This window comes from Clostridia bacterium (genome assembly GCA_016887505.1).
Lineage (GTDB): Bacteria > Bacillota > TC1 > TC1 > UBA5767 > UBA5767.
Genome location: CP069393.1, coordinates 2065657 through 2078065, shown reverse-complemented (window position 1 = coordinate 2078065; position 12409 = coordinate 2065657). Strand labels below are relative to the sequence as shown.

The 12409-nt window shown below is 43.1% G+C and carries 14 protein-coding genes; all 14 read right to left on the bottom strand.

Going from position 1 to position 12409, the window contains the following annotated elements; all coding sequences use genetic code 11:
• Positions 1 to 2: 2 nt before the first annotated feature.
• On the bottom strand, positions 3 to 722 hold the full coding sequence (locus JR334_09865) for an ECF transporter S component (protein QRN85250.1): 720 nt from the start codon (positions 720 to 722) through the stop codon (positions 3 to 5).
• Positions 723 to 849: 127 nt separating this feature from the next.
• The gene (locus JR334_09860) at positions 850 to 2184 is read right to left on the bottom strand and encodes an amidohydrolase (GenBank protein QRN85249.1); all 1335 of its coding nucleotides are present in this window, start codon (positions 2182 to 2184) and stop codon (positions 850 to 852) included.
• Between the two features lie 11 nt (positions 2185 to 2195).
• Positions 2196 to 3035: an ATP-binding cassette domain-containing protein gene (locus JR334_09855; GenBank protein QRN85248.1), complete on the bottom strand. Its 840-nt coding sequence runs from the start codon at positions 3033 to 3035 to the stop codon at positions 2196 to 2198.
• On the bottom strand, positions 3025 to 3897 hold the full coding sequence (locus JR334_09850) for an ATP-binding cassette domain-containing protein (protein QRN85247.1): 873 nt from the start codon (positions 3895 to 3897) through the stop codon (positions 3025 to 3027). Before JR334_09850 ends, JR334_09855 begins: the two co-directional genes overlap by 11 nt.
• On the bottom strand, positions 3897 to 4718 hold the full coding sequence (locus tag JR334_09845; GenBank protein ID QRN85246.1) for an energy-coupling factor transporter transmembrane protein EcfT: 822 nt from the start codon (positions 4716 to 4718) through the stop codon (positions 3897 to 3899). Before JR334_09845 ends, JR334_09850 begins: the two co-directional genes overlap by 1 nt.
• A gap of 15 nt (positions 4719 to 4733) precedes the next feature.
• The gene (locus tag JR334_09840) at positions 4734 to 6107 is read right to left on the bottom strand and encodes an amidohydrolase (GenBank protein ID QRN85245.1); all 1374 of its coding nucleotides are present in this window, start codon (positions 6105 to 6107) and stop codon (positions 4734 to 4736) included.
• Positions 6082 to 6921 (bottom strand): amidohydrolase, encoded by an 840-nt coding sequence (locus JR334_09835; protein ID QRN85244.1) that lies wholly within the window; start codon positions 6919 to 6921, stop codon positions 6082 to 6084. The genes JR334_09840 and JR334_09835 overlap by 26 nt, the downstream gene beginning before the upstream one ends.
• 2 nt (positions 6922 to 6923) lie before the next feature.
• Positions 6924 to 7700 carry an amidohydrolase family protein gene (locus tag JR334_09830; GenBank protein QRN85243.1) on the bottom strand — a complete coding sequence of 259 codons (777 nt, stop codon included), beginning with the start codon at positions 7698 to 7700 and terminating at the stop codon, positions 6924 to 6926.
• Complete coding sequence (locus JR334_09825; GenBank protein ID QRN85242.1) at positions 7700 to 8842, bottom strand: FAD-binding oxidoreductase; 1143 nt, start codon at positions 8840 to 8842, stop codon at positions 7700 to 7702. The genes JR334_09830 and JR334_09825 overlap by 1 nt, the downstream gene beginning before the upstream one ends.
• Positions 8843 to 8876: 34 nt before the next feature.
• Positions 8877 to 9836 (bottom strand): methenyltetrahydromethanopterin cyclohydrolase, encoded by a 960-nt coding sequence (locus JR334_09820; GenBank protein QRN85241.1) that lies wholly within the window; start codon positions 9834 to 9836, stop codon positions 8877 to 8879.
• Between the two features lie 24 nt (positions 9837 to 9860).
• Positions 9861 to 10655, bottom strand: coding sequence for a dihydropteroate synthase (locus tag JR334_09815; protein ID QRN85240.1), 795 nt, complete (start codon positions 10653 to 10655; stop codon positions 9861 to 9863).
• Positions 10642 to 11385, bottom strand: coding sequence for a GntR family transcriptional regulator (locus JR334_09810; protein ID QRN85239.1), 744 nt, complete (start codon positions 11383 to 11385; stop codon positions 10642 to 10644). The genes JR334_09815 and JR334_09810 overlap by 14 nt, the downstream gene beginning before the upstream one ends.
• A 311-nt stretch (positions 11386 to 11696) precedes the next feature.
• Complete coding sequence (locus tag JR334_09805; protein ID QRN85238.1) at positions 11697 to 11969, bottom strand: RNA-binding S4 domain-containing protein; 273 nt, start codon at positions 11967 to 11969, stop codon at positions 11697 to 11699.
• A 31-nt stretch (positions 11970 to 12000) separates the two neighbouring features.
• Complete coding sequence (locus JR334_09800) at positions 12001 to 12276, bottom strand: HU family DNA-binding protein (GenBank protein ID QRN85237.1); 276 nt, start codon at positions 12274 to 12276, stop codon at positions 12001 to 12003.
• Positions 12277 to 12409 lie beyond the last annotated feature (133 nt).

Sequence of the window (12409 nt, the reverse complement as noted above, 5' to 3'; positions counted from 1 at the left end):
TTTTATTCTCCCTCAGGTTTGGGGCCTACAAAGACACCAATCTTCGGCAAACCAACCAATAATGGTATACCTATAATGGCTGCGCCCAAAGAGAAAACTGATCTCTCAATCGGAGACAGAAAAGTAAGTCCAACCCATACTGTTGCAGGTAGTTGCAACATCAGCAGACCGCCAATATAGTTCGCATAGCCAGCAGCAAGAACAAATCCAGAGAAAGACGATAGCCAAATAGCTACCCCTTTTAGTACATTGTTTGTACCAAGCAACCATTTCTTAGCGAAAATCCCACCAATAATAATGGTAACTGCACCCAAGGAATAGAAAACTGCTGGGAAAATGATTGCTTCTCTACCGATAGGATGTGTGAGCCATAGGCCAGTAAAAATTATCAAAATGCCCAATGGAATCTTCCAGTTACCGCGGGATACAAATCCGGCAATAGTTCCGGTAAAAATTCCAGTAATGAAAGTCGCAATACCCATCCATGCCGTATGAGGAGCCAACATTTGTCCAATGAAGCCTCCAATTGCGCAAATGATAGCACCGGCAGCTGGTCCAAATAAAATACCAGACAATGGCAATACAATCGCTTTTAAGCTGAATGTTCCTCCTGTTCCTATCATAGGAATGGAAGGTAATAAAGATGCTACAGAAATGAGTGCAGCCCAAACCGCATAAACGGCAAAGTTAGTTTTTCCTTCATACTTTCTTGCTTCAGCCAAAATAGTCACCTCTCTTATAAAACCAAAAAACAATAAGGAAACGTCTCAAGCTGGCGCTCTTGAGAAAAAAACAAATTATTTACAACATAGTATGAATTCTATATCAAAGGCTAGATTCCTGCAAAATTTAATCATCTTGCAGAAACTCTTGTTTGGCCTTTTCAAGAACTTGTTTCTCATTCAACAGAAGTCGCTCCAAACCACATGCTAATACCTTTGACATATGCCTAGCACCTCGAACACCAAACTTCGAACCAGCACTCGCAGTCGCCTGCCAACTATGTAGTGGAACACCCAAAGGAAAGCATGTTCCTGAACACTGCATCGTCGGAACTTTATAGGTCACGTGCCCTATATCCGATGATGCACCAAAGGTTTCATTCCGTCCTAGAATGGGTCGGGGTTTACCATCTAGATAGATCCCCTTTTCAACACCATAGACTGATCGAGCATTGTTGTAGTGGCTTTCTGGAAGCGTTTTCACTAGCTCTTCGGCCAGTTTCTTTTCTTCCTGTGTGAACTCAATTTCGCCACACTCTTGGTAAACTTCATGCATCAAATCTTCTAATACCATGTTGTTTTTAGTATCATAGTTATCCGATTGTAATTCTACTCGCACAGACGTCTCTGTCATCATCGCTGCACCGTCTGCCACTTTCGTAAGGCGGTCAAATACTTCATGGACAATATTGGATTTCGGTGCCCGTATTACATACTGAACACTAGCATCCTCCGGGACAGTATTAACGACTTGACCCCCATTGGTAATAATATAATGCAAGCGGGTCCCCATAGGGATATGTTCTCTTAAATAGTTTGCCCCTACGTTCATCAATTCAACAGCATCTAAGGCACTACGGCCTAGTTCTGGATGTGCACCCGCGTGTGCTCCGACACCATGAAAAAAGAATTCCGCCCGCATGAGTGCACTTAATCTGCTAGCTGTCACGGCATTCCATGGGCCTGGATGCCAGGTCAAACAAGCATCGAGATCGTCAAACACGCCTTTTTCATTCATGATGGCCTTGCCCTTACCGATTTCTTCGGCCGGACATCCATAGAAGCGTACTGTTCCAGTCAAACCTGATTCTTCCATGCTCTTTTTCACAGCCACACAAGCTACAGCAGCAGATGCGCCCAACAAGTTATGGCCGCAGCCATGGCCCAAGCCGCCTTCTTCAACAGGCTCCTGTTTCGATGAGACTTTTTGGGACAAACCAGGCAAAGCATCATATTCACCCAAAACACCTACAATGGGGTGCCCAGAGCCATATTCAGCCACCAAAGCAGTCGAAAGGCCTTCTACAGGCAAGACCCTAAAGCCCTGCCCTTCAAGGTAGTCTCGATATAATTTGACAGCATAGAACTCATTTAGCGCAATTTCCGGATGACTCCAGATTTTGTTTGCTAAGACTTCAACGTCATCTTTGATTTCTTCAAAACATTGCATCGCTTTTTTCACTGTTACTCCTACTACTTTCCTTCCGGGATATGTTCCAACACCTTATTTCCCATCTCTTCAACACTAAGCAAAGTTTCATGAATATTCAGTTCTTCTTTCATCCTATTTGCTAGCTCCGTAATCTGAGGAGGACGAATAAAGGTTTTTGCTAAAACTTCGGGTTGTGAGAAAACTTCCTTGCTGGTTCCTTGAAGTAATATTTCCGCATTGCATAACACAATAATCCTGTCACAATATTCCGCCACTAGTGCCATGGAATGGGTAACTACAACCACGGTATGTCCACGCTCATGGAATTTCCGAGCAATATCCATAATTTGATAGCGTCCAATATAGTCCTGCCCACCAGTAGGTTCATCCAAAATAATAATTTGAGGTTCCATTGCTAACACGGAACCAATTACCACCTTCGCTCTGTCCCCTTTGGACAAGGCTGGAGGATATTCATCAGCCAAATGCATAATTCCAATCGATTCCAAGATATAGTCAATTCTCTTATTGACTTCTTCTTCTGATACACCCTGGTTTGTGGGACCAAAGGCCAATTCTTCCCGTACCGTATCAGCAAATAGCTGGCGGTCAGGATTTTGTAAAACATATCCTAGTGTATTGGCAATCACAGCTACCGGTGTCTCTGCAATATCTTCGCCTTTGATGTATATGCTTCCTTTTGTCGGGCGCAGTAATCCAGTTAAATTTTTCATCAAGGTGGATTTCCCAGCACCATTTTGCCCAATAATCCCGACAAAAGAACCTTCCTCAATGCTGATGTTCATATTGTTCACACACATAGGACCGTTTTCAACATAACAATAACTAAGATCTTTTACCTCAATAATGTTATTGGCCATTTGAAGCACCTCCTGTCAATTTGCGAATCAGGGCTTCCGCCTCTTCAATCAAAATTGGATAATCCGTTCGCTCAATATGCTGCCCCTTGCTATTCAAATATGAGGCTAGTAAGGATACCTGTGGCGGTCTGACGGCCACATGTTCTAATAATTCAGAATTACGGAAGATTGCTTGCGGTGTATCGAATGCAACGATTTTGCCATCCTCCAATACCATTATTTTATCGGCATATTGTGCAATGTGTTCACTTTTATGCGTGGTGACCAATACAGTCATACCGTATTCCTCTTTTAGGCTCTTGATTACGTCAAATACTTCATATGTACCAATCGGGTCCAACTGCGATGTCGGTTCATCCAGCACCATTATTTTAGGCTTCATTGCCAAGGTGGCAGCAATTGCACAACGCTGTTTTTGACCTCCTGAAAGTGCTGTCGGTTCGCGATCGCCATATCCTTCCAAACGTACTACCTTGGTAGCCCATTTAATCCGTTCAATAATTTCTTCCCGAGGTAGGCATAGGTTTTCTATACCAAAGGCAATCTCATCATCCACGCGAGTTGTAAAGAGCTGCGCTTCTGGGTCTTCAAGGACTATCCCAATCTTTTGTGCCATCGTCGCAACTTCAACATCTTGAGTATCCAGACCATCGATTACGATATTGCCCCATACTGACCCCCCATGCAAATGTGGAATTACTCCATCGAGTGCTTGGCAAAGTGTAGATTTACCTGCACCGTTTCTACCCATGATAGCAATAAATTCTCCCTCTTCTACTTTGAAATTCAGATCCTTCAGAACCTGATTTTCCCTTCTGGGATAATTGTAGCTAAAATCTTTGGCTTCTATGATTGTACCCATTAGTACCATCCCCCTAAACGATTGTTAAAATACACCAGTCCAATACAAAGAAGCGCAACAATCGCTCCATAAACAAAGTCTTTGGTTTGCATATGTAGCTCTTCTCGATAGGTTCTAGTCTTCATAGCCCCAAAAGCCCTAGCCTCCATAGCCACACCCATAAGTTGGGCCCGGCGCATGGCTCCAACAACCAATGGCACTACTAGTGTGCTATAAGCTCGGAGTTTCTCCATGAATTTACCTGTTTCAAAAACCATGAATCCGCGCATCTTCTGCGCATCCATCACCAACTTCGCTTCATCTTGCAGAGTAGGAATTAGATTCAACGCTGTCGTTGTCATGTAGGCATACTTGTAATTCATACCCAGTTTAACGAGTCCCAAGGAAGTCTCACTTATCGTAGTGGTCATGACAAAAATTGGCATTATACATACTAGAGTCAGGAGTCTAAATCCCAAAATAAGTCCAAACAATATACCATCTAAATAAATTGTTCCGTGTCCCCCGATCAAAGGTACCACATCAGGAATAATTGGATGCAGCAAAATGACTGGATTGTCTCCGCTGGAAAAGAATAAGCCCTGCAAGACAATCAGAAAAGCAACCAAACTGAGCAAAAATTTCATGTACTTTACTATATTCTTCAAAGGTAATGACGCCGTTTTCCAAATTAATAGCACTAGCGCAAACATTGCAACCAATACATAAAAATTACTAATCATGAAAACGACAATGGTCAATAGAATCAACAAAATCATCTTCACCCTGGGATCCATCCTGTGTACAAAAGAATCCCCATAATGATAGTCTAGGATACTCATTTTTTACCCCTCTCATTAAAAATCCGCATCAAGTTTTTTTCCAACCTGGGCCTTGGCCTTGTTACTCAGACCGACCGCAGAATCTATAATCCCGGTTTCATCCACTGTAACAAACTGCTTATCTTGCATAACCATATCTCCGCCGATGATAACGGTATCGACATCTGAAGATTTAGCACAGTAAAATACAGTTTGTAGAACGCCGTTGATCGGTTGCATGTGTACTCCTCTGTCATCCAACAACACTAGGTCGGCTAGCTTGCCTTCCTCCAGTACACCAGCGTCAATATTCATCATTTTGGCTCCCTCTTTGGTAGCCATATTGAACATATCCTCGACGCTAACTTCCAGTGGGTTTTGAGCACTGGCTTTCTGTAGAAGCTGTCCAAAGCGCATTTCTTCGAACATGTCCAGTGAGTCATTAGACGCCGCACCGTCCGTCGAAACCGCCACTGGAATCCCCTGTTTTAGATAGGTTCCAATAGGAGCTATGCCACTTCCCAGTTTCGCATTGCTCTTGGGATTATAAATCACATCTAGCTTTCGTTTCTTCATAATCTCAATATCCTCAGGCTCCACGCAGACACAATGTACTGCATGTACGGGCCTTTCGAAGAATCCCATTTCTTCCAAATAGCCAAATGGCGTATTCCCCGTTTCATCCTTAGCTTGTTCCACCTCCCATTTGGTTTCGGAGATATGTATGAATATCTCTAAGTTACGTTCTTTTGCTGTATCCCTAATCCACATAAGGAATTCGGGTGTACAAGCAAACGGTGTTGACGGGGCCAAAGAAACAGTTAATTTACCATTCTTATGCCACCGTTCAATGATGTCTAATGCTTTTTTCTTTCTAACTTCATCCGGTACCATCAGCTCTTTAGGAACCCATTTATTCACCAATTGCAGTGCTAAATTCCCTCGAACACCAATGTCCTGCCACGCCTGCAAGACACCATCTTGCACGATGTCCATATCCACAAAACTAGTAATGCCACTGCGAACCATTTCCATGGCACCTAAGGCTGCCCAGTGATATCCCAGTTTAGGTTCATCCGTCTCCCGTTCCTCTTTATGGATAATACTGGCAAAAGGAAAGGTCACCTGTTCACACCATGGTTTTAGTCTGAGCCCATCTCCCATACCCTTGAGCATATTTTGGTAGAGATGAGTATGGGTATTTACGAAACCCGGCATGGCGATTTTCCCCTCGCCAGAGATTATTTCGGCATTTCCTGCTTGCGCTGGATCAACCGTACCTACTGCAACAATGCGGTCGCCATCAATCAATAGATCTGCTCCACATAGCACTCGTTCGGCATCCTGAATTAGATAGTCCAGGTTTTGTATCCAGATCATAAATTCATTCCCCCAATAGTTTTTCTGCATTTTTATGATATACTGCTTCAAGCTCCTCTTGGCTCAAGCCACTAGTATCAATGTAGTCAAAATAACGTTCAGGTGTAACCAGTGGATAATCGCTGGCAAACAGTACCTTGTCTAAAACGCCCAATTCCCTTGCCACTCGGAAAATAGCCTTATCATACAAAAATATGCTTGCTGCCGTGTCATAGTAGACGTTCCGATTATTATGACGAATCTCTTTCATCAGTTCATAAAAGGGAAGTCCTCCACCCCAATGCGCAAAGATAAAAGTCGCATCAGGATGGTGCTCTGCCAATCTTGAAGCTTCCAGCGGAGTTGTCGAAACTTTACCTGGATAATAGTGGCCAACTCGTTCGTTGGTATGTACCATAACCGGCAGGTTTCTCTCCGCACAGAGTCCAATTAAAGGCGAGGTGTGCGCTTTATCTGTTATATCCCACTTCTGCCCATCCGGGAACATCTCTCCGATTCCCCGTAAGCCACCCGCATGGCAACGGTCAATTTCGGATTCCAAATTGTGGTCATGTGGCGATACAGACATGAATCCAATTAACCGATCTGGATATCTTTTTATAGCATCCAAGGTATAGTCGTTCACCTCTCGGCACAGTAGTGGGTCCAAAAAAGAAAATCCAAACACTACTGACTTATCTATACCGATTCGATCCATTTCTGCTATCAATCCTTCTGCATCCGTAAAACTGTTTTTCGGACTATCCGCCAATAACTGCCAATACGGTTCCGTTTTCTTAAGCGCTTCACATCTTTTTTCAATACAAGGCGGCGTCAAATGTACGTGTGCGTCAATTTTTTTCATAATCACCACTCCATGAATCGTCTAAGATTTTCACCCATAACCTGGGCATACACTTCTTTAGACAGTCCCATGTTGTTCAAGCGAGCTAGATTCACTTCCTGAAGGTCCCATGGGAAATCTGAGCCATAAGCTACTACATCCGGATGTTCAGCAACGGCCACATAAAATGGCACATAATTTACAACTTCCGAGGCGTCGAGTAAACAGTTCGTAAGACCCTTGACCCGTTCCACTGCCTTAATCCAGTGGTTGCCTCCCATATGTCCAATAATAATTCTTGCATCGGGATACTCTTCAATCAAATCGAAAAGGTTTTCCAAGTCCTCGTATTCCACAGGAAAATCACAATGAATAAATATCGGAAAAGTCTTTTGCTTGGAAGAAAAAGATAGTACCGGCCTTAGAAGTTCTACATGCTCATGTATTCCGATGATTTCGCCGACACCATAAAGACCACATTCCACGATAGAAGCCATTTGTGCTTCTATATCTTGGTCATATAAGTCTACCTTTCCAAATCCATATAGCTTTCCTTTGTATGGCGCGAGTTTTTCGGCCAAATCCCGATTTACCTCTTGAACGGTGCGCTGGCTGCCTTCCTTTGTTTGTGCTCTTGCGACATTTCCAAGCACCATCTTAGCATCTTTCAGCGTCTTCACATTTTCACCCTTGGCCACAGCCGAAGAGCACACAAAGGCTTTGTCTATTTGGTTTTTCTCCATTGATTCCAGCAACAATTCTATGGGTTTAGTATCGTGCACATGAATATCTATCCGCATTACTCTTGATTACGCTTCCTTCCCTGTTCGGCCTCGGCAACGAAAGGCTCACCATAAAGCAACATTCTAGAGGCTCTGTCTGCTACAGCAGGTGCTGTAGTAAATGCTCCCTTGAATCCAGCTACCGTAAACAAGTTGCTCACCTTTTCGCTATATCCCATGACCGGTTTCCCGTCATCCGAGTAGGATGTAGAAACAGCCCAAGCCCTCAGAATGTCCACATTCCTTAGATCCGGAAAATAACTCATCATATTGATTGCCGTTTGTCCAAGTCCGACACGGCCAATCGAGCGGTCATCCGTCATGGTCTTTTCTGTCGCTTGGCCAATGATTATACTGCCGTTAACATGTTGGCAAATGGCTGTACCAATCCGTAGGTCTTCTGCATCCCCACCGGTATCCTCCATTAAGAATCCCCCGCCTACCAAAGTGGTCGTGAGAAATTTCGGCATGGGTTGGGTTACAAATGCCGTTCCTTTATGGGAGCGAATAGGCAATTCATCTCCCACCAGATTGGCAATCTGCTCCGCCCAACCGCCAGCACAATTGATTACAGTGTCCGCTGTATATGTACCTTTATCTGTCAGAACCTTCTCAATTCCTTGCGCAGATTGAACAAGTTCCATCACACATTCGCTAGTGCGAATTTCAGCCCCACTTGCTACAGCCATATCAGCCATATAAAAATTCAGTGCCAAGGGGTCTACCGATCCCTCTTGCCGACAATAAACCATCGCATTTAAGCCTTCTTTTTTCAGTCTCGGTTCCAATGTTTTTGCTTCTTTGGGGGTCAATAGTTCCATGGAAAGCCCCCTTGGTTGCTGAATTTTTTGGACTTCTTCAGCCCTTTCAATCTGGTCTTGCTTCATCAGCAAGATGGAACCTCCATGCTGCCGGTAGCCGATGGCAATCTTCTTTTCCAATTTTTCATAAAAGTCCAAAGATTCCATGGCCAATTCTAGATGCCACGGTTCGAAACGATCCATCAGTGAAATTTGTCCTAGATTTCCTCCCGAAGCGCCACCGGCAATCCCTTGTTTGTCGAGAATCAGCACAGTCTTGCCACGAGCAGAAAGCCTAGCTCCTAACGACGTTCCCGTGATTCCCGCGCCTATGATTAAATAATCGTAACGTTGCGACATGCTTTCACCCACCTGTCTATCTATCCAGCAATGCTTAGAACAAAGATTTCTTTAATTTATCCTCTCGCAATTCTCCAGCTGCAAAGCTGTTGCCAGTAGCAATATTGGTGAACTCATAGCGGGCCACAGTATGAATATCTTTATCTACGATATAGAAGTCGCGTTTACCTTCTTCAAATATATCTATAAAATCTTCTCCAAATCGTCTTGAGGCATTAAAAGGTAGAGAATCAAGAACCGCTAGAATTTCCTCATCCTTACAGTCCACTGTATAACGCACGGTTACGCCGTACAAAAGCGCAGTATTTACCCGGTCCATTGCTTTCACTTCATCTTTGATTGGCGGAGCAATAGGGCAGGTGCCCATACCAGAAATAATATTCTTCAAATCAAAGCCTTTACGGCAAATTCTCCAAGTAGATGCTTCCACAGTTCGAGAACATACTTGAATAGAACCTGTTATGCTACCTGTTCGAGCTGCTAAAATATAGACATTCTCTGGTTGAATATGACATTCCTTGGCAATATGCTCCGCGTCCGCTTCATCCGGCATCAAAGTTGTCTGAGCACCGAAAACACATTCATGATGGATGTCTTGGTAGTCCCAGTGGGATGAAAAAATATCGTTTTTAGCGATGGCTCTAGCTGGTCCAGAACCGATGGAATCCACACCTGTTTCAGGATCTTTCTTAAGCATCTTCCAACCTGAGAACTGTGTAACTAGGGTTGCTTCTTGTGGTCTATCAATATAGACATCTATGGACGGCAGTTCTATTTCACCTAGTTTGAACTCCCCAAACTGCACTACACCCATTCCGCCAATCGTAGCTTCTACGAATAATTTTCCTGCCCTGTAGCCACCGGGCGCATCAATACCCATATCCACTACAGTGGCACCATTCTTCAGCTTGATAACCTTGCAGTTCATCTCCTCTGCAAATGGGATAATTTGTTCTTTTACAATTTGTACCGCTCTTTGGTTAACACTAAACATATCTTCCTCCTTCATTTCATTTATTTATCCAAGAAAGCCACTTCGATAAGCCTTCAGATAATTCATGCAATATGGGTCGTTACCCATCAGGGTATCCATTGCTGTAAGCAAAGGTTTCGATTGGTCATTGAGCACGATGAAAGTAGCATCTAGGCCGTTGGCTACAGCCATCGCCAAATACGTGTTCGTCAATAGTTCGCGTTTCGGTAAACCATGCGAAATATTATCTAGCCCAATGCAGGTCTTGAATTCTGGTTCTTCTTGTTTTATCGCCCGAATGGCTTCTAGCGTGTTTAACGCATTTTTTTCACCAGTTGCTATCGGAAACACAAGTGGGTCCACATAAACCCTACCAAAAGGAATGTTGTGGGACTTAAGAGGAGCTTTCATCTTTTGCACCATTCTTAATCTGTCCTCTGTAGAGGTAGGCATCTTCTTCTCGTCCATCGCCAAAGCAATCACTCTTGCATTGTATCGCTCAGCCAACGGCAACATCGCATTCATCACAGCCGGATCAGCTGATATGGAATCAATAATTGGGTCTGGTGTTTTAATCAAGGACAAACCAATCGCTTGCGCATCAGCATTGGGAGAATCGATGCACATGGGCACCTCAAACTCGGACATAATGCTACGCACCATCCACTCGATATCATCTACTTCTGTATTAATGCGTGTGCCACAATTCACTGAAATTACTTCCGCACCAAAATCTAGTGCTTCTCGAACCATTCGGAATAAGGCTTCTTTATCTCGTTGCTCAATAATATCGTCTATTCCGGGTCGACTGGTATTAATAGATCCACTAATTACTAGCATCTGTTTCCGCCTTTCTTAACATTGTAAATTTCATAAATTCTGGATGAAAATGGGCTAAGGCCACACAAACAACTTCATCGTATATATTGTAGTAGTATTCTTCCCACATAATGAGTGGTTCATTGTGCTTCATCTCCAGCATCTCTGCTGCTATACCACTTGCAAGTCTCGGTTCGAATTTTATGATGGTTTGTTCTATTGTCTGATTACAAAATGCGTCTAAAAATTTGAAAAGGGATTCTTTGATTTCTTTGTCAGGGTCATCTAGGATGATGTCTTTGGGTATGTATACTTGGGTAAAAATGGCGGGTTTTGCATCTGCATAATAAAGGCTTTGCAAATTAATTAAATCTTCTTTGTTTTCAATATTTAAGTTCGAGGAAGCCTTTTCAAAGAATTCATCTTCAATCAGAACATCCTTGCTGCTTCCAATCTTTTCCATGCGAGCTTCATAGCCACCGGATTCAATCATTTTCACAAAATCTTGAATGGTGTCTATGCGCATTTTGGTCTCTATTGCGCTTTTGTGGACAAAATTGCCCAAACCATGTTTTTTACTGATGATACCCTCCCGGGCAAGCGTCTGCATTACTTCGCGTATGGTTCCGCGACTGACGCCCAAGCGTTTGGCCAAATCAGCCTCAGGCGGTAAGCGATTACCAGCCAGCTTCTGTCGGGAGATAATATCTACAAGTTCTTTACGAACCTGAAAATAACGTTTTTTAGGCATCGTACCTCCTATAGGTCTTACCTTTGCATCTAATCTTTCCATTAAACCTATAGTACCACATGAAATAGTCCTCTGCAATATGCTTGTGTACAAAAAAATTAGGCTTATTTTTTATTACATAATACAAGTTCTAAAAACTTTTTGGGACTCTATTTTGCCTTCTTCCATCTCCAAGCTAAGACTGTATGCTAAGGCTTCCATATCAAGCTTACTTCTGCTTTTTCTGAATGCCGTCCTTATATTGTCCATAAAAAAAGGACCCATACACTGTAGCTCCTCGTAACGAGCGTCTAGTCTATAGGACCAATCCCTTAAATCCATTCTTCTTCTTTTTTTTCTTCATTGGTAAGAATCGTATAGAGCGTTTCAGCCTGATCCGCCCTGATTGTATTCGGTGTATCTAACACTTCCACTGTTAAAATGCGTCTACCAAACTCAATAATCAATGTATCGCCCGCCTCAATGTCGTGACCTGCTTTGGCAACCCTTCCATTGACCTGAATCCTGGCATTATCGCACATATCTTTGGCTATGGTTCTCCGTTTAATAATGCGCGATACTTTTAGGAATTTGTCTAATCTCATAAAAAAAAGCCAGGATAACCTGGCTCAATTCCTATTGGTTTACTTTGTCTTTTAGAGCTTTTCCAGCTTTAAAGGCAGGTACTTTAGAAGCTGCAATTTTCAATTCTGCACCAGTCTTGGGATTGCGTCCCACACGCGCAGCTCTCTCTCGAACCTCAAAGGTACCAAAACCGATGATTTGTACTTTATCACCAGCTACCAGAGTTTCTGTGATACCATCCAAAACAGCGCCTACCACTTTCTCTGCATCCTTTTTGCTCAGTTCAGCCTTTTCTGCCACACTAGCAATCAATTCACCTTTGTTCAAAATATTACCCTCCTAAAATAAGTTAGTTTAAAACCATTAATAACAAACACTAATATAACATTCTATCACTGACGGTGTTTTCCTCCCCGCCAGAGCAATAAAAGTCATTTTTTTTAAGAAATCCCCATTATTT

Coding starts and splice junctions, on each gene's coding strand:
- JR334_09855 (QRN85248.1), bottom strand. CDS start 3,035: ATGGCCAATAACATTATTGAGGTAAAAGATCTTAGTTATTGTTATGTT.
- JR334_09850 (QRN85247.1), bottom strand. CDS start 3,897: ATGGGTACAATCATAGAAGCCAAAGATTTTAGCTACAATTATCCCAGA.
- JR334_09845 (QRN85246.1), bottom strand. CDS start 4,718: ATGAGTATCCTAGACTATCATTATGGGGATTCTTTTGTACACAGGATG.
- JR334_09840 (QRN85245.1), bottom strand. CDS start 6,107: ATGCAGAAAAACTATTGGGGGAATGAATTTATGATCTGGATACAAAAC.
- JR334_09835 (QRN85244.1), bottom strand. CDS start 6,921: ATGAAAAAAATTGACGCACACGTACATTTGACGCCGCCTTGTATTGAA.
- JR334_09830 (QRN85243.1), bottom strand. CDS start 7,700: ATGCGGATAGATATTCATGTGCACGATACTAAACCCATAGAATTGTTG.
- JR334_09825 (QRN85242.1), bottom strand. CDS start 8,842: ATGTCGCAACGTTACGATTATTTAATCATAGGCGCGGGAATCACGGGA.
- JR334_09820 (QRN85241.1), bottom strand. CDS start 9,836: ATGTTTAGTGTTAACCAAAGAGCGGTACAAATTGTAAAAGAACAAATT.
- JR334_09815 (QRN85240.1), bottom strand. CDS start 10,655: ATGCTAGTAATTAGTGGATCTATTAATACCAGTCGACCCGGAATAGAC.
- JR334_09810 (QRN85239.1), bottom strand. CDS start 11,385: ATGCCTAAAAAACGTTATTTTCAGGTTCGTAAAGAACTTGTAGATATT.
- JR334_09805 (QRN85238.1), bottom strand. CDS start 11,969: ATGAGATTAGACAAATTCCTAAAAGTATCGCGCATTATTAAACGGAGA.